Source organism: Undibacterium sp. FT79W (genome assembly GCF_014284215.1).
Classification (GTDB): domain Bacteria; phylum Pseudomonadota; class Gammaproteobacteria; order Burkholderiales; family Burkholderiaceae_D; genus Undibacterium; species Undibacterium aquatile.
In genome coordinates this window covers 336093-355739 of record NZ_JACOGB010000001.1, presented here as the reverse complement: position 1 = coordinate 355739, position 19647 = coordinate 336093, and the positions used below count along the sequence as shown (strand labels likewise).

Below are 19647 nucleotides of genomic sequence, written 5' to 3'. Positions count from 1 at the left end.
ATCATAGCTTTGTACTGGTCATACCGCTGACGGGTCGGTTAGTATGAATCACCGCCGCATGATGCCGGGTTGACTGGATGCCATGCGCTATGCTTTCATTCCATTTCTTTTCCCCAACCCGCTGTGTTTTCACAGTGTTTCACCAGGTACAAAGAATATGCAAACTTCACGTTATCACCCACTCTCGGCAGCCTTACATTGGCTGATGTTCATTCTGATCGCCGTCGCGCTCGCAGCAATTCAGGTCAGGGAAGATATTCCGAAAGGCGAGCCTTTGCGCGACACGTTGAAGTCGGTACACATGCTGGCAGGGCAACTGGTGTTTTTATTTGTACTGGTTCGTCTGGCGCTGCGGTTCACCTTCAAAGCACCGGCCGCTTTACCGGGACCGCGTTGGCAAACCGGTAGTGCCCATCTGGTGCATCTGGTGCTGTATCTGATGATGCTGGGTTTGCCTTTGAGCGGCGTGCTGTTTTATCAGGCGGGCGGGCGCGATGTCAGTTTCTTCGGCATGATGTTGCCGCAACTGATCGCACCGAATCCTGAACTGAAAAGCAGCATCAAGGAAATCCATGAAACCGTGGGCGAAGCGATTTATTTTGTGGTCGGCTTCCACGTTCTGGCGGCATTGTGGCATCACTTCATCGTCAAAGATGGCACGATGCTGCGTATGCTGCCGTGGAAAAAGTGAAGCAGAACACAAACGGCATCAGATAAAAAATGCCATAAATATGTCGCGCCAAATGCCCGGCATAGAGTAAAAACAGGGGAGTATCTTCGGTTTTACCCTTATTCTCAGCGTAGAATAAGGGGTTTAAAATACACTCCCCGGTAGTATATTGAAGCAATAATCTGCAGTAACAACCGCCGCTGCCGGCGCCAACAATGCCGCAGACGATGTCGTTGGCGAGATGCTGGAATGCTCAGCGTCGTGCATCAACGCAGGCATCAATGTCCGGCAAAATCCGGCGACCTTCAGCCCGCTTTAGCGGCGTCGCCACTGGTATTAAAAAAACTCAAGGCACTCTGCATGACAACTCCTCAAACAAAAAAAATCACTGCACCACATGCTTGGTTCTGGCTCATTTTTTTCGGCCTGCTAGGCGCTTACGATTTGTACACCGCTTGGGAAACTCAGTCACTGCCGCAAACACTCACAGGTGTGGCCTTCATCATGTTTGCATTTTGCGCGTTCTCGTATCGCGGTACTTTCCAGTTTTCAACCCGTGCCGGCAATGCACCGCAAGAGAAACCTGGCCTCGTCTGGAAAGTCATATATTACAGCGCAATAATGCTGATAATGATTAGCTATGCCATGAAACAGGGCTGGCTGAAAGTCTGATGCTGAAAGTTAACAATGAAAAATATTCAAAGGATATATCTGCTGCTCATCGCGCTGTTGAGCGTCCTGTGGCTGCTCGCCGATACGGTGCTGAGCGACCCTTATAATTTCTTCGCCTTACGTACTTCTGTCATGAATTACACCGGCATTATCGGCATCGGTGTGATGAGTATAGGCATGCTGCTGGCGATACGACCGGCGATTGCGGAAAACCTGCTGGGCGGCCTGGATAAATCGTATCGCCTGCATAAATGGCTGGGCATCACGGCGTTAGTGATTGCCGTTATCCACTGGCTGTGGGCGAAAGGGCCGAAATGGATGGTCGGCTGGGGCTGGCTGACGCGGCCAGCGCGCAAACCGGCAGCCGAGCAAACCATGCCCTTGTTTCAGTTTTTTCAAAGCCAGCGTCACTTTGCTGAAGAGATCGGTGAATGGGCGTTTTACGCGATGGTGCTGTTAATAGCTCTGGCTCTGATTAAACGTTTTCCGTATCGCTATTTCTTTAAAACGCATCGCTTGCTGGCGATTGCATATCTGGTGCTGGTATTCCATTCCACGGTATTGATGAAGTACACCTACTGGGATCACCTGATCGCGCCGCTGATGGCAGTCCTGATGGCGGGTGGCACCATCGCTGCATTGATGTCGCTGTTCCGTAAAGTTGGCGCGCAACGGCAGGCAGTCGGTGCGATCGAAGAGATTCAGTATCACACCGATAATCGCGTCCTGAAAGTGGTGATCAATCTGAAAGACCGCTGGAGTGGCCACGCCGCCGGACAATTTGCGTTCCTGACGTTTAACCGCAGCGAAGGCCCGCATCCGTTCACAATTTCTTCAGCCTGGAATGATGATGGCAGGCTGACGTTTCTGATTAAAGGCATAGGCGATTACACCGCAAGCTTACCGGCAACATTGAAAACCGGTGATCTGGTCAAAGTGGAAGGCCCGTATGGACGCTTCGCCTTTGACGATAATAAATCGCGCCAGATCTGGGTTGCCGGTGGCATCGGCATCACCCCGTTCATCGCCCGTATGCAGTCACTGGCAGAGCAGGCCGACGCGCGTGAGATCGATTTGTTTTACAGCACGGCAGCACCGGATGAAGGCTTCATTGCGAAGGTGCAGGCCAGTGCCGACAAAGCTGGCGTGCGTTTGCATGTCTTACGTTCGGATGCCGATGGCAGACTGAACGCGGATCGCCTTTGCACAACGGTACCGGCATGGTCATCTGCCAGCGTCTGGTTCTGCGGGCCGAAAAATTTCGGCAAAGCGCTGCGCCAGGATTTGTTGGCGAAAGGTCTTTCTGCGAATGACTTTCATCAGGAATTATTCGACATGCGCTGATCCAGCAAAGGTATAAAAAAAGGCTGAACATGTTCAGCCTTTTTTTACGCTTTTTCGCTTAACGCATACCTTAATGCATACTGTAAAAACTAGTTTGCAGCAGGTCTGGTTTTGTGAAACACCATAGGGCTGTAGGGCACAGACGACGGTGGTGGCGATTGCAGGATGTGTTTTTTCATCGCGCCGATGATATGCATCTCGCAAGGCTTGCAATCAAATTTCAGGGTGTACTTTTCCTCGCCCGTCACCAGTGTCATCGGTTCGGCTTTAACCTGACCTTGAACGCCCTGCACGCCTTTCGCCTGTTTCGGGCACAGGTTGAAAGAAAACCGCAAACAATGTTTGGTGATCATCAGCGAAACATCGCCCGCTTCTTCATGTGCTTCATACGCGGCAGCGATCAGTTGTACGCCATGCTTTTTATAGAATGCCGTCGCCTTGCTGTTATACACATTCGCCAGATAACTGAGCGTGGTTTCAGGATAAGTAACTGGCGGCTCGACTGCCGGTGTGCGCGGCTGGCGTGGCCATGCCGCGACGCGCGCCGCCTCATGCGCAGCAACCGCATCGCGGCGCAAGGCATTGATTGCCGAGGAAGGGACAAACCACGGCTGGTGCAGGCGCAGATCAACGTTCGCCGCTTCAAACATGGTGTTGCCCAGTTTGGCGAGACTGTCGCGCAGCGATGCTTCGGCTTTATCGGCCTGCTGCGCCGGTTCCAGCGCCAGCGCTGTGTGCACTGATGAAGTGACACCATCTTCATCATGCGTGGTCAGCGTCAGGCCATCGCCTTCGTCGCTGAGCGTCAGCCAGACCGGCACGCGGCGCTCCGCCGATTTTTTGGTCAGTGCCTGTTCCCAGCGCTGATCGCGATTGCGATTGATCAGCATGCCGACTTTCAGGCCGATCAATTCGCTGACTTTTTCATTCGGAGAAATGCGCCAGACGTCGGCATTCTCATTCTTGCCCATGTGCTCGACGGTGTTCACCTGTATGCCCATGACTTCGCGTTTGTGCATGTAGTTCAAGCCATCGCCGTTCGCCATGGGCTCATTCGCTTCGATCTCAAACCAGGTCGTGCCTATCTTCGTCACGTAACCGAGATGCAGACCGACATATTTCGGCGAATCAAACGCGCCGATATTATCGAGGCGGCCGTTGGCAAAATAATCGGTGTGACCACGGTGGAAATTTTTATCAACATCCGGTGTAAAAGCGATCTGGCTATGGCCGCTGGAGGCGCGGGTAAATTCCGGGCGGCGTTCTAAAATTTCATCGAGCAGCATACGATAATGCGCCGTGATATTTTTGACGTAGCCCATGTCTTTGTAACGGCCTTCAATCTTCAGCGATTGCACACCCGCATCCAGCAACGCTTCCAGATTGCGGCTCTGGTCATTGTCTTTCATCGACAATAAATGTTTCTCATACGCCACCACCCTGCCCTCGCCATCGGTCAGGGTATAAGGCAAACGACAGGCTTGCGAACAATCGCCGCGATTGGCGCTGCGACCATTGTCGGCATGCGAGATATAACACTGGCCGGAAAAAGCGACGCACAAAGCGCCGTGTACAAAATATTCCAGCGGCGTTTTCACCTCGGCTTTGATCGCCTTGATCTGTTCTATCGTCAGTTCACGCGCCAGCACCAATTGCGAGAAACCGACATCACCGAGAAATTTTGCTTTCTCCACACCACGGATATCGCACTGGGTACTCGCGTGTAACTGTATCGGTGGAATGTCGAGTTCGAGTATGCCCATGTCCTGCACGATCAGCGCATCGACACCCGCTTCGTACAATTGATGGATTTGTTTGCGCGCCGGTTCGAGTTCGGATTCATGCAATATCGTATTCATGGTCACAAAAATACGTGCATGGTAGCGATGGGCAAATTGCACCAGCCCGGCGATATCACTGAGTTCATTACTTGCATTGTGGCGCGCACCAAACGACGGGCCGCCGATATACACCGCATCTGCGCCATGCAGGATCGCCTCGCGCCCGATATCAACATTCTTGGCGGGGGATAAAAGTTCAGTTTGATTAACGAGCAAGCTCATGGCGGTGACCGGTGACGAAAGAAGGGCGAAATTATAACGAAATCAAGGGCTTATGTCCTGAAGCAGCGTTTTTTACAGGAGCGAATAAGGAATTGGCATAGGTCAGAGCGAATCTGTCATAGCTTGCAAGCCGTCCGCAGACTGTTGCTGCCTGCTGCATTCCTCTACAATGCAGCATCGAAGAAAGAGGATCACCATGCTGAAACTGACGACGTGCTTGCTGGGAATATTATCTTCAACGCTGTATTCAACCAGCCTGCTGGCACAAACGGCGCTGCCGCTGAAAGTGGAAGACGCTTTCCGCAATTCGCCGGTTCCGTCTGCGGCGATGAGTGCGGTGGTGGTACCGCTTTCTTCTGCAACCGCCACGCCGGTGTTACAGCAAAATGCGGATGCCAGCTTCAGCCCGGCATCGACAATGAAGTTGCTGACGACCCTGATTGCCCTCGAAGAACTGGGGCCAACGTTTCGCTGGAAGACGCAATTTCTTGCCGATAAGCCGCTCAAAAAAGAGGTACTGAACGGCAATCTGTATTTGCGCGGTGGCGGCGACCCGAATCTGACCTGGGAAAAATTCAGCGTCATGCTGCGCGCTTTACGCACACAAGGCATACGCAAAATCAATGGCGATCTGATTCTGGATCGCAGTTATTTTCAACCTGAACGCCTCGATATCGGCGCGCCACCGTTTGATGAGCATCCCGACGCGTATTACAACGTGATTCCCGATGCCTTGCTGATACACAGTAATCTGCTCTCATTCGCCATCGAATCGACCACAGAAAAAATCGATACCCGTTTGCTGACGCCACTCGACAAAATCAAATTTTCCAATCATCTGCATTTCAATGAAAAATCCTGCGCCGAGTGGGAAAGCGAATGGAAATCGCCAGTTATTGAATTTCAGCGTAAAGATCAGATCGAGATCATGCTCAGCGGCGGTTTTCCACGTCGCTGCAAAATCACCACCCACCTGAATATCATCGAGCGTAATCAGTACATTGCGCACATGTTCCGCACGCTGTGGCAGGAAATGGGCGGCAGCTGGCAAGGACAGGTGCGCGACGGACTGGTACCGGCGAACGCCACGCTCTTGCATGAACGTGCATCGGAAACGCTGGCTGACACGCTGCGTATCGTGAACAAGCAATCCGATAATGCGATGGCAAAGATTTTATTTCTGACGCTGGGCGCAGAATCCCCCGACAAAATTAACGGCAACACCGTGCAAACCGCCGATGCCCGCGTCAGAAACTGGCTGGCAAAACAAGGTATCAATGATGCCGGACTGGTGCTGGAAAACGGCTCAGGCTTATCACGCACGGAGCGTATCAGCGCGAATCAGATGGCGGCGATTTTAGCGGTCGGTGCGCGCAGTTTATGGAACCCTGAATTCAGCTCCAGCATGCCGGTCGCAGCACTCGATGGCACCATGCGCAAACGCCTGAAAGGCAGCGCTGGCGAGCTGCGTGCCCGCATCAAAACCGGCACACTGAAAAACACCACGGCGATTGCCGGCTATGTGCGCGATATCCGTGATCAGCAGTGGATCGTTGTTGCCATGATTAACCATGACGACGCCGCAAAAGCCAGATCGGCACTCGATGAATTGCTGAACTGGGTTGCCGCTGGCCGCCCCTGAGACGCCAACGACTGCACGGATTTCAGCATCAACAATCAACAATCAACAATCAACACCGCCATAAAAAAGGCAGCGCCGGATTTCTCGCGGCGCCGCCTTTTTTTCTGCACACGCAGAATTACTCTTTGTAATACACGACCTGCGTTGTCGTTGCCAGTAATGCGCCGTCCGGCGTCCACAATTCAGCGATCTGATCGAAATAATTATTATAAAAACGATTCGCCCGCGCATAACCCAGCACAGGCTGCGTACCATGCGCAGTCAGCGTCGCTGCATCCGCATGAAAATACACGGTCAGTGAAACCGTTCCGGCTGGCACCGCTTGTTTGCGCTTGATAAAAATACGCGGAAAGAACGCATCGGCAATCGCTGTCAGCGAACAGAAATCCATCACCCGTGGCGGCTCATCACGTATCCATTGCTGTGTCACCGTGTCGCTGGCTGTTTCCTGCGCCGTCGCGTTCAGTCCAAGATGACCGCGCAGCGTGCGAACATCGTAGCGATTCACCCAAACCGGCAATCCGGTTGCAGGCATCGCCACGCCCTCACCAAGATTACTGAGATCGGGGAACTGCGCTTCAGTCGCCGACCAGGTTTCACGACGCGTCGCAAACAAGGCAGTAGCAGTCGCGGCGATCTGGTCGTTTTGCAGCAATTCCATACTCCAGTGCTGGGTCGAACGGTTGGTGCGGATCAGCTTGGGCACCAGATCAAAGGCGCCGTCGGCGACAGGTGCGGCGAAATTCACGGTCAGCGCCAGCGGCTCGCCCTGGCATTTTGGATGATCCATCACGGCGCGCAGCAAGGTCGCTGCTGTGACGCCGCCAAACGGGCCGACCATATTCGCGTATTTCGCAGAAGTCTGGCCACGATAATGATCGCCCTGTGGCGTCAGTTGTATTGCTTCGTCAAACGGGTGCATCGTATTTGCGGTCGTCATAGTCTCTCGTTTTGATTATTGTTGATTATCTTAATGGTGATTTTTATCAGAAGCCGCGCACCGGAAAGCTGGCGTCGCGCTGTATCCAGTTCTGCGGCGAATAATGCGTTGTGCCATCCGTGACATGCAAGGTGTAAGCGTGGCGCGATACCGGCGAGCGATTCGGTGCGCTGTAATGCGGCAGCAGCCCGTGAAAACAGACCAGACTGCCCGCTTTGACTTCGAGCGGCACGGCGGTGCTGTCATCCGGCCACGGTGTGGCATCGAGTTTTTCCACGCGCACCAGATCGCCTTCCCGCACAAAACGCTCGCGCATCGCCGTGCGATGGCCGCCCGGTTCGGCCCACAGGCAGCCGTTATCCAGCGTTGCGTCTTCAAGCGCAAACCAGAAAGTCGTGACACTGACCGGGTCGGTTTCAAAATACGTTGCATCCTGATGCCAGCGCACTTCGCCGCCTATGCCGGGCTGTTTAAAGATATACATCGACTGCCAGATTTGCGGCTGCTGCAAGCCCAGTTGCTGCGCCACCTGTGCCAGCGCCGGGCCGCGCGAAAAGGCGCTGAACACCGGGTCCAGATCGTGCATCGCATGGCCGATTTTATTAATCGACAGCGATTTATCCTGACGCAGATTGCCTTGCGCATCGAACGCTTCTTCTTCAAAAAAACAGCTGATGTTATTCGCTGAATTTAAGAAATAGTGATCGATATGTTGTTCCTGCTCTTTGGTCGTGAAGATGGAACGGGATTGCGCCGGGTCGAACGCATCGACAATCTGCGCCGCACGTTCCCGCAGCGCAGCGATCTCGGCTGCAGTTTTAAAATCCGGGACGATGACGTAGCCGTCTTGTGTAAATTGGGTGATTTGTTCCGTCGTTAACATCGTGATTTCCTGTATGAATTTCTTGTCTGAATCCATTGCTCAGTCGCCTATCTTAATAGAATTTCTATTCCGCTGACGGCAACACTTCTTTATCGCCATGCGTATGTGTTGTTGCAACGGCGACAAACATAGCGCGAAGATGATCATTTCACCATAGAAACATTAGGCGCTGACCGAAAAATGTTAGCATCGTCAACAATGAATAAAAAAGATGAATAAAGAAGACAAATAAAGAACACGTAAAACTACTCCGATCCGAACCAGCCCGGTCAACAACGAGACTCTCATGATTGCTTTCATCAAGCGCCGTATCAACATTGTCATCGATGCTGTCTGCGATAAGTATTTCCTGACCTGGTTTATTCCGTTGATGGTTATTGCCCTGTTCGTGGCAGGTCTGCTGTTTGAATTGGTCAGCTATGACAGAATTTTTAAGCTGGCGCATTTGTATTCAGCGCATTGTCGCGAGCTCAGCGACAAAGAGGCGTTTGCAATGCTGATGACGATCTTTATCGCTGCCGTCAGCTGCCTGACGACCATCGGCGAGTTAATGATCTTCGCCGATAAACGCCGCCGCGGTCTGCCGATAGAACATATCAGCCTGATTATCAGCGCATCGGCTGCTGTGATTTCGCTGGTGCTGATACTGGTGCTGTCGCAACAATGGTGCCGCTGAGATTAACCCCATCCTGTGCCTCACGCCCCAGCCTGTCTGCCACAATGCCCCATCTGGATTGCCGCCATACCGACCGCTACCGCTGAACGGTATTCCGGCAGCATCTCAGGGGCATCTCAGGGACATTTAGATACTCCCCGGGGTATGTAAAAACACCCTTTATTTTATTAAGACATTTCACTGGTTTTTCAAAAAACAGGGGGGAGTATGCATATACAGCGGATAAACGCTGGTTTGTGCAGGGCGAATGCAGTAGCATCACAGCTCTTTTCGTTTTCGCCGTTATCGACGCATGATCTCGCTTCAAGCCTCATCCTCTTTTTTCAAAAGCAGTCATCAGGACATCGTGCGCGCTTTGCTGGCAGGCGTGCTCATCGCTGTACTGAGCGCCTGCAGCTCGCCGCCCGTCAGCGTTAAAACCCCGCCAGCACCGTCAGCCATCATTGCCAACGCACCACCGCCTTCACTGCCCCTGAGTCGCGAAACGCCGCCGACACCGCGTGAATTCCGCGCCACCTGGGTTTCCACCGTCGCCAACATCGATTGGCCCAGCCGCCGCGACCTGAGCAGCGATAAACAAAAAGCCGAGATCATCACGATTCTCGACAATGCAGTACAGATGAAACTGAATGCCATCGTGCTGCAAGTCCGCCCAGCCGCTGATGCGATTTACCCATCGGCGATTGAGCCGTGGTCAGAATTTCTGACCGGCGAGCAAGGCCGCCCACCGTCACCGTATTACGATCCGCTGCAATTCTGGATAGAACAGGCGCATGAACGCGGGCTGGAACTGCACGCCTGGTTTAATCCTTACCGCGCCCGCACCGCGCAAGCAAAAACCGTCGCCGCAAAAAACCACATCAGCAAAACCGCGCCTGACGCCGTGAAACAGTATGGCGATCAGTTATGGATGGACCCGGCGGAACCCATCGCCATGCAGCAAACGCTGAATGTGATCAGCGATGTCGTGCGGCGCTACGATGTGGATGGTGTTCATATTGATGATTATTTTTATCCGTATCCGATCAAAGCCGCGAATGGCAGCGAAGTCGAATTCCCGGATGACAAAGCCTGGATCAAGTATTTGCAGAGCGGCGGCAATCTGATGCGCGCTGACTGGCGGCGCGCCAACGTCAACCATCTGGTGGAAGCGATTTACACCACCGTGCATCAGGAAAAAAGCTGGGTGAAATTTGGCATCAGCCCGTTCGGCATCGGCCGCCCTGATCGTTTACCAGCGGGCATCGCCGGTTTCAGTCAGTACGATAAACTGTATGCCGACGTAGAACTCTGGATGGCAAAAGGCTGGTTTGATTATCTGGCGCCGCAGTTGTATTGGCCCATCAATCAGACGCCGCAGGCATTCAAGGTGTTGCATGACTACTGGATAGCTCAGAACGTACAACGCCGTCAGATCTGGCCTGGCTTATATACCAGCCGCATTGATCACAGCGAGAAATCCTGGCCTGCCGAAGAAATTCTGAATCAGGTCGATGCTGTGCGTGAGCGCGGCGGTAACGGCCATATCCATTTCAGCGTCATCAGTCTGAACCAGAACCGCAAAGACATACGCAAGCGTCTGATGGCTGAGAAATACACCTCGCAGGCGCTGATCCCGGCGATGCCGTGGCTCAACAGCAGCAATATCACTGCGCCGCAGTTGCAATTATCCGATGACAGAAAAACGCTGCAAGTCGCGCTCGCCGATGTCGCCAACACGAAGTTGCTGGCGATCTGGAAACGCACCGATCAGCAATGGCTATTCTCAGTCCAACCTGCGACAAAACTGAGCATCGATACCAGCGCCGATCCCCAGGCTGGTGCAATCCGGCAAATTACCGTGATGGCGATCAGTCGCTCAGGACAGGAAAGTCAGCAAGCAAGCGTGCAGTTCCCCTGATACAGCAGCAAAAAAACAGCACGGAATGTGGTTTTTTTGAGCCTCAGACTGCTGTTTTTTTAAGCACATAAAAAATTAATTTTCAGCATCAAGCCCCCTCAATCAGCCTGTGCCATGCAGGCTGATTGAGCGGTATTTTGATCTATATCTTTTAGTTATTACCCGCGTAGAATTTTTCATTTGTCACCGGCAAAGTGAAAACCCTAGTCTGAATCTCAACGCGTATATCGTTATAACGATTTTGCCTGACACCATGAAACCAAATTGGTGCAAAAAGAAAAGAGCCTTGTTTCCGGATGTTGCAGCTAAAGGTATTTGTCATTCTGAACCCGTGACGATTGCCCCACATCCTGACCGCACATTGAACAGAATTATTTGAGGAGAGACCCGTGAAATTGAAAACCATTGCCCATTGCATCGCCATTATTGGCGTGACTGGCGTTTCTGCGACATCTGCGGTGGCGCAGGAAAAACCTGCCGATGTCACGCAACGTATCGAAATTACCGGTAGCAGCATCAAGCGTATCGCTGCCGAAGGTGCGTTACCCGTCGAAGTCATCACCCGCAAACAGCTCGAAGCCTCAGGCATCGTGACAGCCGAGCAGTTGATCTCAACACTCAATATCAATGGCAATGGTTCCGATAATCTGGCAAGTAACGCCGACGTTACCTCTGGTGCGCAGCGCGGCAATAACGGTGCCACGTCCGCCAACTTGCGTGGTCAGGGTTCCGATAGCACGCTGGTCTTGCTGAATGGCCGCCGTATCGCCACACACGGCATGAAAGGTTCCGCAGTCGATCTGAATTCGATTCCTATGGCGGCGGTTGAGCGTGTTGAAATTCTGAAAGACGGCGCATCCGCGACTTACGGTACCGATGCGATCGGCGGTGTGATTAACTTCATCCTGCGTAAAAACTACAACGGCATCGAAGCACAGGCATTCACTGATCTGACGCAACAAGGCGGCGCCGACATCCATCGTGTATCGATGGTCGGCGGCTTTGGTAATCTTGATACCGATGGCTACAACGTGCTGATTACCGGCACCCACAGCGAGAATCAGGCATTGCGCGGCGATCAGCGTTCGTTTGTGAATACCTTCCAGCCGAATCGTGGTTTGTCGGTCGATACACGCGGTACCCCGTTTGCGACCGTGTTTGCCACGTCGCTGGCCAACACCATCATGAGTAACAAGAGCAATACCGGGCCTATCCTGCCGGGCACAAACCAGGCGATGAATGCAGTCAACGTGCTGAATCTGCCGGGTGGCGCGGGTTGTAACTCCATCGACGGTATGGCTGCTTATGATTACAAAATCTGGGATGTCGCCTCATCCAAATATGCGTGCGCCTGGGATACCGGTCGCGCCGCCGTCTTGCAACAACCGGTGACCAACGATAATTTCGTTTCGCGTGCCACATTCAAAGTCGGTGAACATCAGGTGTTCGCTGAACTGGTCGGTTCCCGCGTCGATGTGTCGAAAAGCTTCTCTCCGAATCAGGTGTCGCCAGGCAGCAATTTCCCGGTCTCATCTTTCTATCCTAAGACCGGCGCTGCGTATGACATGGTATTCAATTCCATCGCTGCCGTTTTGCCTAGCATTAAATCCAACTACGGCGCGCCTATCGCTTATCGCTGGCGTTGTATGGAATGCGGCAACCGTGAAATCAGCACCCGCACCGATGCCGCCCGCCTGCAAATCGGCGCCGATGGTCAGATCGGTAACTGGGATTACCGCGTCGGTCTGTCACGTGCCTACAGCGAATCACAATCAACACTGGGCAACGGTTATAACTACACGGTCGCGCTGGCGAATGCACTCGGCACCGGCATCATTAATCCTTTCCTGTTGCCAGGCCAGAAGCAATCACAGGCCGCGCTGGATCTGATCGCCAGCACTTCAGCCAAAGGAGTGGTGCTGTACGGCGGTAAAACCACGTTGACGCAAGCTGATGCGGCAATCTCTGGTGAAATTTTCAAGCTCCCTGCCGGTGCGGTCATGGCAGCGGTTGGTACTGATCTGCGTAAAGAAGAATATACGTTTAACGGCGATGCACGCGCCGCCAATACCCGCCCTGCGATTCTGAATGCACCGTTTGATGATGCAAATGCCTTGCCTAAAGTCAGCCGCGATATCCGCGCGATCTATGCAGAGTTCCTGGTACCGGTCTTTAAAAACATGGAAGTCACGCTCGCTGGTCGTCAGGATCACTACACGGGTTTCGGCAATACCTTCAACCCGAAAGTCGCGTTCCGCTACACACCGGTCGAACAGGTATTGTTCCGTGGTTCGTATAACACCGGCTTCCGCGCACCTTCATTCAACCAATTGTTTAACGGCATTACCGAGTCGCCATACGCTGGTAAAGATCTGGTCGATCCAGCGACGTGCCCTGGCCTGAAAGCAGACAGCACTAAATCCGGCTGCGGCATCATCACACCAAATACCCTGACCGGCGGCAAAGCCAATCTGGGACCGGAAACCGCGAAACAAGCGACTGTCGGCGTGGTCTGGGCACCAAGTAAAAGTTTCAGCGCGAATATGGATTTGTGGGAAATCCGCAAGGAAAACACCATTACCTCGCTGGATTTAACCACCATGCTGCAAAACTACAATCTGTTCAGCGCACAGTTTATCCGTGACGCCAGCGGTGCGATTGTGCAGATCGACCAGCGCTGGGTGAATGCAGGTTCAAGTATCACCCGTGGTCTGGAAGTCGGTGCGAATGCGAATGGCAGCATCTGGAATGGCAAATGGACAGCGGCGATTGACGGCTCTTATCTGCTGGAGAAAAAATCCCGCCCAACTGCGAATGCACCTTATGGCGAAAGCGAAGTCGGTCGTTTCACCTTTACCGGTGATTTAGGTCTGCGTTGGAAGCACACTGCTTATGTGACCTACACAGAAGGCAACTGGACAACCATGTTCTCGCAAATCTTCCGCTCTGGTTATAAAGATCAGGTCTTGCCTGGCGTGCTCAATGGTCTGGTTTCCCCATCGGATTACAATCCTGATGTGAAAAGCTATTCCACCTTTAATCTGAGCGCGACATACAGCGGCATCAAAAACATGACGCTGACCGCAGGGATCAAAAACATCCTGAACACCGACCCACCATTTGCCATCACTTACGACAGCAACTCTGGCGCCGGCAGCTCATGGGAACCACGCGTCGCCGACCCACGCGGCCGCTCATTCACCTTGCTGGCGAATTACAAGTTCAAGTAATCACGGTTGTACTGACAAAAAAATCCCCAACATCGCTGTCGGGGATTTTTTTATTTAGGGTCAGAATGAATATCACGGTAAGCTGGAGAACAAGTGAGATGCGTTACAATGCAGATCACAGTCTCATTTATCATGTGGAGTATCACGATGCTGACAACTGAAATGAAGCGCCAGGCATTCCTGAAGCTGCGCACCGAAAACTACCGCGCCAGCTTGCGCCTGGAAGGGCTGGAGCCACGCCCAGTCAAGACCAATAAGTCGACGGCAAAACCAGTGGAGCTCAAAGCCAAGCATGTCCGATAAGTACGGAACGGGTCAGGATAAGCAATACTGCTATCCCAACTCCGCTGTCTTAATCAATAAGCTCGGCTTAAAAGACGCCGATAGCCTGGAAGCGGCTGAAATCGAGCACACTCAGGCGCGCATTGAACAGTTTGTGCCCGACTTCGACGATATTTCTATGTCGGCTCTGCGCGCAATCCACTTCCATATATTTCAAGATATCTACGACTGGGCCGGAAAATTACGTACCGTTGACATCAGCAAAGGTAGTACCCGATTCGCCAACGTCATCAGGATAGAACCTGAAGCGAATAAGCTCTTTGGGCTTCTGGCGCAAGAAGGCTATCTGATCGATTTGCCGCGCGAACAATTCCTTGCCCGTTTGGCTCACTACTACGGCGAACTTAATGTGATTCACCCATTCCGCGATGGCAATGGACGCGCCCAACGCTTGCTGTTTGAAACTATCAGCATCAATGCCGGCTATGCGTTACGCTGGGAACCGATTGGGCGGATTGAATGGGTCGAGGCCAACATTGAAGCCTATCATTGTCGCTTAGCGCCACTCAAAACCTTGTTGGATCGTGCACTGACACCCATTTGAGGCAAGCAATCACTATGCGCCTCGTGGCGAGATTTCAGTTCGTATGGCACGAGAATAGGACGTGTGCTGTTTGAATGAGGAAAATGGTGCGTATGACGCACTCTACGGAGTACGCATGCGACGCTTGCCAAGCAAACTCAATATTGAGATTGCTATTCAAGGAGTAAAAATTGAACAACACAAAAAAAGCGTTATCGGATAATGACTCTGAAAAAAGTAAGAATCCTGGCATAGATTGGTTGGCGATTTTCTTGTCTCTACTTAGCGTTTTTTTTGTTACGTTGTATGCTGGACATAGGTGGGCAAATCAAAGTTCTAGCGAGTTAACTGGGTTGGCATACCTTTTGGTTTTTAACGACGTTTTTCCAAAAATGATGTGTTTTTGTATTCCCTTAATATTTGGGTTTAATTTATTAAGAAATAGGAAAAGACGACGCTTTGGAATAATACTTTTGCTCTCGAGTTATGGCTCAATTATTTACTACGTTCTTACAAAAGAATTTATTTAAACAAATTTCAACCTATGTGTAAGCGTGCTGTAAACCTCCCCCAATCATTGCCAAGTGTTATTAGCGTTTTGAGATTAATGAAATAATCGATATTCAACGGTGTCATGCCGTTGAGTGAATCGGGTGGGAATTGCTTCTTGTTTCGCTGATCCACAATTCCGACCTGCTGTAACCTCCTGCAAGCAAGCGTAACCGATCCACGCGGCCGCTCATTCGCCTTGCTGGCGAATTACAAGTTCAAGTAATCACGGTTGTACTGACAAAAAAATCCCCGGCAGCGATGTCGGGGATTTTTTATCAGGGGCAGAAATACTTCACTTCGCATTCAGCAGCTTTGTCAGTTTGTCGATACCGACCGGCTCTTCTGCTTGCAAAGGAATAATCGCCCAGCGCTGGCTGTGTTGATCTGCGACCAGGCGGATTTGTTGCAATTCATTTTTTGCCCTTTGCTGCAACAAGCGCGATTGCGGCTGCGCCATCGCTAGGCTGTTGTTGATGACCCACGCCCATGGCTCAATACCGGCGCGGCGTAAGTCATTTTGCAGGCCAGCGGCTTCCAGCACCGGCGTGGTTTCTGCCAGTGTCACGATCACGATTTTCGTTTGTTGCGGGTCCTGCAATTGCATCATCGGTGTCGTGTAATGAACGCCGGTATGCGCCATCTGCCGTTCGATCTCACGATGATAGGCACCGGTGGTATCGAGCAGCAATAAGGTGTGGCCGGTCGGCGCGGTATCCATCACCACGAATTTTTTCCCGGCTTCGCGGATGACGCGTGAAAACGCCTGGAACACGGCGATCTCTTCGGTGCACGGCGAGCGTAAATCTTCTTCCAGCAAGGCTTTTCCCTGTGCATCAAGGTGCTTGCCTTTGCTCGCCATCACTTCCTGACGATAACGCGCCGTTTCGGCAACAGGATCAATCCGGCTGACGCTCAGATTCGGCAAGTTGCCTTCCAGTGTTTCGAGCAGGTGCGCTGCCGGGTCAGAGGTCGTCAGATGAACCGGAAAACCGCGTTGCGCGAGGGCGATGGCGATCGCCGCAGCAACCGTGGTTTTACCGACGCCGCCTTTGCCCATGGTCATGATCAGGCCATGCCCGCTGCCTGCCAGACCATCGACCAGCGTCGCCAGCGATGGCGCGTCAGTCAGGGCGAGCAATGTTTGCGTTGCGGATGAATCAGCGGCATTAGCACCATCAGCCGCGGCAGAGACCGTCAGCAAATGACGCAAAGAATCAAGCCCGACCAGATTGAATGCCCGCAACGGAATATGATCTGTCGGCAAGCCGCGTAATACTTCGGGCATGGTAGCCAATGCCGCCTGCTCGCGTTTCCAGACGGCGCGCGCCAGCGCATCGTGTAGTGTCTCTGCTTCCGGCAACACGCCATTGATGATCAGATATTGCTGATGAAAACCGATGGCTGCCAGCTCATCATGTGTGCGTGCGGCTTCCTTCAGGCTGGAATGCTGGGCACGTGCCACCAGCACCATGCGGGTACGTGCGGGGTCGGCTAAGGTTTGCACGGCTTCATGATATTTTTCGCGCTGCTTGCCCAGACCTGCCAGCGGCCCGAGGCAAGAGGCATCGCCTTTACCCTCTTCCAGAAAACCGGACCAGGCGCCGGGCAGTTGCAACATGCGTATTGTGTGCCCGGTCGGCGCGGTATCAAAAATGATGTGATCGTAATCGTGCAGCATCTGCGGATTGGTCAGCAGCCCGGTGAACTCATCAAATGCGGCGATTTCTGTGGTGCAGGCACCGGACAATTGTTCCTCCATCGCTTTGATCACCACCTCGGGCAAGGTGCCGCGCGCAGGTGTGACGATGCGGTCGCGGTACAGTTGTGCTGCCGCTTGCGGATCAATTTCCAGTGCAGACAAATTGGCAACCGACTCCACCGCTTTGATGCTGTTACCGATGCGGATGCCGAATACCTGACCGACATTCGATGCCGGGTCGGTGCTGACCAGCAGCACGCGTCGCCCCTGATCGGCAAGCCAGACGGCGGTGGAGCAGGCGACCGAGGTTTTGCCGACGCCGCCTTTACCGGTGAAGAATAAAAATTTCGGCGTATGGTCCAGAAAAAGCATATTCATTCCTTTTATAAAAACGGTGTAGGGCTGTCACCCGGCAACGACTCAGTTAAGCACGAATCAGGCCTTGGCGATGATCTTGTTGGCGGCGTTCAATGCATCCTGCTTGCGTTCACTGTAACGGCTGGTCAGATAATCACTGCGACCACGCAGCAGCAAGGTAAACTTAAATAATTCTTCCATCACATCCACCAGCCGGTCGTAATACGGCGATGGTTTCATGCGTCCGGCCTCATCAAATTCTTCATAGGCTTTCGGCACCGATGACTGATTCGGTATCGTGAACATGCGCATCCAGCGCCCCAACAAACGCAAGGTGTTGACGGTATTAAACGACTGCGAGCCGCCACACACCTGCATCACTGCCAGTGTACGCCCCTGGCTGGGGCGTATCGCGCCTTGTTCGAGAGGAATCCAGTCGATCTGATTTTTCAGCACCGCCGTGATTGCGCCATGACGTTCAGGGCTGCACCAGACCTGCCCTTCCGACCACAAACAGCTCTCGCGCAATTCCACCACCTTGGGATGCGTTTCCGGCACACTGCCAACCATCGGTAAATCATGCGGATTAAAAATTCTGACTTCCGCGCCCATGTGTTGCAGCAGGCGCGCCGCTTCCTCGACCAGCAAGCGGCTGAACGAGCGTTCGCGCAGCGAGCCATACATCAGCAATATCCGTGGCGGATGCTCAAAGCCTGCCACGGGTGCGAGTTTCGCGGCATCAGGAATATCCATGTGTGCCATCTTTACGTTCGGCAGATCGGGGGCTGAGTTATGGGCTGAGTTATCGATGATTTCTCCTGCCACATCAGTCATGCGTAACTCCTTTAGTTGATAGCGCCGGTGTCAGCTTAAACGTAATGCCAGCGCGGCCAGTGTCAGCAACAGCACCGGCAAGGTCAGAACGATACCCAGCCTGAAATAATAGCCCCAGGAAATCGTGATATTTTTGTTTGCCAGCACGTGTAACCACAACAATGTGGCGAGGCTGCCGATAGGCGTGATTTTTGGCCCGAGATCGCAGCCGATCACGTTCGCATAAATCATGGCTTCACGCACTGCATTGTTTGCCACGGCGGCATCAATCGATAAAGCGCCGATCAGCACGGTCGGCATATTGTTCATGATCGAAGACAGAAATGCGCTGAGTAATCCTGTTCCCAGTGCCGCACCCCAGACACCATGTTCGGCAAAATGATTGAGCACGCCGCTGAGTTGATTCGTCAATCCGGCATTGCGCAAGCCGTACACCACCAGATACATGCCCAGCGAAAAAATCACGATCTGCCACGGCGCATTTCGGACGACGTCACGGGTGTTGATCACCCCGGCGCGCGTAGCGACCGCCAGCAACACCGCCGCCCCCGCTGCTGCGACCACACTGACGGGAACACCGATGCCGTCCAGCCAGAAAAAACCGAGCAACAGCCAACCCAGCACCCACCAGCCCGCATTGAATGTGGCGCGGTCACGAATCGCCAGCGCAGGCTGGCGCAGTTGTTGCACCTCATAATCGGCGGGCAAATCGCGCCGGAAAAACAGCAGCAACACCGCTATCGTCGCCGCGACGGACACCAGATTCACCGGCAGCATCACCGATGAATAGGCGGCAAAGCCCAGCTTGAAATAATCAGCCGAAACGATGTTCACCAGATTCGATACCACCAGCGGCAGACTGCCGGTGTCGGCGATGAAGCCCGCCGCCATCACGAAGGCCAGCGTGGCTTTCGGTGAAAACCGTAATTCCAGCAACATCGCAATCACGATCGGCGTCAGGATCAGCGCCGCGCCATCATTCGCAAACAAAGCGGCGACCACGGCACCGAGTAACAACAGCAACACAAATAATTTGCGGCCGCTGCCACCGCCCCAGCGCGCCACATGCAATGCCGCCCATTCAAAGAAGCCCGCTTTATCCAGCAACAGACTGATGATGATGACAGCGATAAATGTGGCCGTTGCATTCCAGACGATATGCCACACCAGCGGAATATCCGATAACTGAATCACACCGGCCAGCAAGGCCAGCAACGCGCCGCCAGCAGCACTCCAGCCTATGCCCAGACCACGCGGCTGCCAGATGACAAAGGTCAGCGTCAGCAAAAAAATCAGGATAGCAATCAGCACGACATGCGC

Annotated in this window: 15 protein-coding genes; 9 read left to right on the top strand and 6 right to left on the bottom strand. The window is 53.1% G+C overall.

Going from position 1 to position 19647, the window contains the following annotated elements:
• Positions 1-157: 157 nt before the first annotated feature.
• The 3 genes from H8K38_RS01565 (at position 158) to H8K38_RS01555 (ending at position 2686) form a co-directional block, all read left to right on the top strand.
• Entirely contained in the window at positions 158-691 is a 534-nt protein-coding gene (locus H8K38_RS01565; RefSeq protein ID WP_186883023.1) for a cytochrome b, read from the top strand.
• Between the two features lie 339 nt (positions 692-1030).
• Positions 1031-1342, top strand: a complete 312-nt coding sequence (locus H8K38_RS01560) for a hypothetical protein (protein ID WP_186883022.1) — start codon at positions 1031-1033, stop codon at positions 1340-1342.
• 15 nt (positions 1343-1357) lie between these two features.
• Complete coding sequence (locus H8K38_RS01555; RefSeq protein WP_186883021.1) at positions 1358-2686, top strand: ferric reductase-like transmembrane domain-containing protein; 1329 nt, start codon at positions 1358-1360, stop codon at positions 2684-2686.
• Positions 2687-2775: 89 nt separating this feature from the next.
• Here the strand turns inward: H8K38_RS01555 and H8K38_RS01550 are convergent, their stop codons facing one another.
• On the bottom strand, positions 2776-4749 hold the full coding sequence (locus H8K38_RS01550; protein ID WP_186883020.1) for a U32 family peptidase: 1974 nt from the start codon (positions 4747-4749) through the stop codon (positions 2776-2778).
• Positions 4750-4945: 196 nt separating this feature from the next.
• Here H8K38_RS01550 and dacB point away from each other — a divergent pair, with 196 nt between their 5' ends.
• Complete coding sequence (gene dacB / locus H8K38_RS01545; protein WP_186883019.1) at positions 4946-6391, top strand: D-alanyl-D-alanine carboxypeptidase/D-alanyl-D-alanine-endopeptidase; 1446 nt, start codon at positions 4946-4948, stop codon at positions 6389-6391.
• Between the two features lie 118 nt (positions 6392-6509).
• Here the strand turns inward: dacB and H8K38_RS01540 are convergent, their stop codons facing one another.
• On the bottom strand, positions 6510-7331 hold the full coding sequence (locus tag H8K38_RS01540; protein WP_186883018.1) for an acyl-CoA thioesterase II: 822 nt from the start codon (positions 7329-7331) through the stop codon (positions 6510-6512).
• A 46-nt stretch (positions 7332-7377) separates the two neighbouring features.
• Complete coding sequence (locus H8K38_RS01535) at positions 7378-8250, bottom strand: phytanoyl-CoA dioxygenase family protein (RefSeq protein WP_255422784.1); 873 nt, start codon at positions 8248-8250, stop codon at positions 7378-7380.
• Between the two features lie 250 nt (positions 8251-8500).
• Here H8K38_RS01535 and H8K38_RS01530 point away from each other — a divergent pair, with 250 nt between their 5' ends.
• The 5 genes from H8K38_RS01530 to H8K38_RS01510 all read left to right on the top strand — a co-directional run bounded on the left by H8K38_RS01530 (position 8501) and on the right by H8K38_RS01510 (position 14906).
• Complete coding sequence (locus H8K38_RS01530) at positions 8501-8890, top strand: hypothetical protein (RefSeq protein ID WP_186883017.1); 390 nt, start codon at positions 8501-8503, stop codon at positions 8888-8890.
• Positions 8891-9182: 292 nt separating this feature from the next.
• Complete coding sequence (locus H8K38_RS01525; protein WP_186883016.1) at positions 9183-10790, top strand: glycoside hydrolase family 10 protein; 1608 nt, start codon at positions 9183-9185, stop codon at positions 10788-10790.
• 389 nt (positions 10791-11179) lie between these two features.
• Complete coding sequence (locus H8K38_RS01520; RefSeq protein ID WP_186883015.1) at positions 11180-14020, top strand: TonB-dependent receptor domain-containing protein; 2841 nt, start codon at positions 11180-11182, stop codon at positions 14018-14020.
• Positions 14021-14113: 93 nt separating this feature from the next.
• Positions 14114-14323, top strand: a complete 210-nt coding sequence (locus tag H8K38_RS01515; protein ID WP_186883014.1) for a YhfG family protein — start codon at positions 14114-14116, stop codon at positions 14321-14323.
• Positions 14313-14906, top strand: coding sequence for a putative adenosine monophosphate-protein transferase Fic (locus H8K38_RS01510; protein WP_186883013.1), 594 nt, complete (start codon positions 14313-14315; stop codon positions 14904-14906). Before H8K38_RS01515 ends, H8K38_RS01510 begins: the two co-directional genes overlap by 11 nt.
• Positions 14907-15729: 823 nt before the next feature.
• Here H8K38_RS01510 and arsA read toward each other — a convergent pair.
• From arsA to H8K38_RS01495, 3 genes are all read right to left on the bottom strand, one after another.
• Positions 15730-17508: an arsenical pump-driving ATPase gene (gene arsA, locus H8K38_RS01505; RefSeq protein ID WP_186883012.1), complete on the bottom strand. Its 1779-nt coding sequence runs from the start codon at positions 17506-17508 to the stop codon at positions 15730-15732.
• A gap of 63 nt (positions 17509-17571) precedes the next feature.
• A complete protein-coding gene (gene arsH, locus H8K38_RS01500; protein ID WP_255422783.1) occupies positions 17572-18327 on the bottom strand; it encodes an arsenical resistance protein ArsH in 756 nt (251 codons plus the stop codon).
• 30 nt (positions 18328-18357) lie between these two features.
• Positions 18358-19638 (bottom strand): arsenic transporter, encoded by a 1281-nt coding sequence (locus H8K38_RS01495; protein WP_186883011.1) that lies wholly within the window; start codon positions 19636-19638, stop codon positions 18358-18360.
• Between the last annotated feature and the right edge of the window lie 9 nt (positions 19639-19647).

What these genes read in the sequence shown, in the direction of transcription:
- H8K38_RS01565 (WP_186883023.1), top strand. Translation starts at nt 158, where the DNA reads ATGCAAACTTCACGTTATCACCCACTCTCGGCAGCCTTACATTGGCTG.
- H8K38_RS01560 (WP_186883022.1), top strand. Translation starts at nt 1,031, where the DNA reads ATGACAACTCCTCAAACAAAAAAAATCACTGCACCACATGCTTGGTTC.
- H8K38_RS01555 (WP_186883021.1), top strand. Translation starts at nt 1,358, where the DNA reads ATGAAAAATATTCAAAGGATATATCTGCTGCTCATCGCGCTGTTGAGC.
- H8K38_RS01550 (WP_186883020.1), bottom strand. Translation starts at nt 4,749, where the DNA reads ATGAGCTTGCTCGTTAATCAAACTGAACTTTTATCCCCCGCCAAGAAT.
- dacB (WP_186883019.1), top strand. Translation starts at nt 4,946, where the DNA reads ATGCTGAAACTGACGACGTGCTTGCTGGGAATATTATCTTCAACGCTG.
- H8K38_RS01540 (WP_186883018.1), bottom strand. Translation starts at nt 7,331, where the DNA reads ATGACGACCGCAAATACGATGCACCCGTTTGACGAAGCAATACAACTG.
- H8K38_RS01535 (WP_255422784.1), bottom strand. Translation starts at nt 8,250, where the DNA reads ATGGATTCAGACAAGAAATTCATACAGGAAATCACGATGTTAACGACG.
- H8K38_RS01530 (WP_186883017.1), top strand. Translation starts at nt 8,501, where the DNA reads ATGATTGCTTTCATCAAGCGCCGTATCAACATTGTCATCGATGCTGTC.
- H8K38_RS01525 (WP_186883016.1), top strand. Translation starts at nt 9,183, where the DNA reads ATGATCTCGCTTCAAGCCTCATCCTCTTTTTTCAAAAGCAGTCATCAG.
- H8K38_RS01510 (WP_186883013.1), top strand. Translation starts at nt 14,313, where the DNA reads ATGTCCGATAAGTACGGAACGGGTCAGGATAAGCAATACTGCTATCCC.
- arsA (WP_186883012.1), bottom strand. Translation starts at nt 17,508, where the DNA reads ATGCTTTTTCTGGACCATACGCCGAAATTTTTATTCTTCACCGGTAAA.
- arsH (WP_255422783.1), bottom strand. Translation starts at nt 18,327, where the DNA reads ATGACTGATGTGGCAGGAGAAATCATCGATAACTCAGCCCATAACTCA.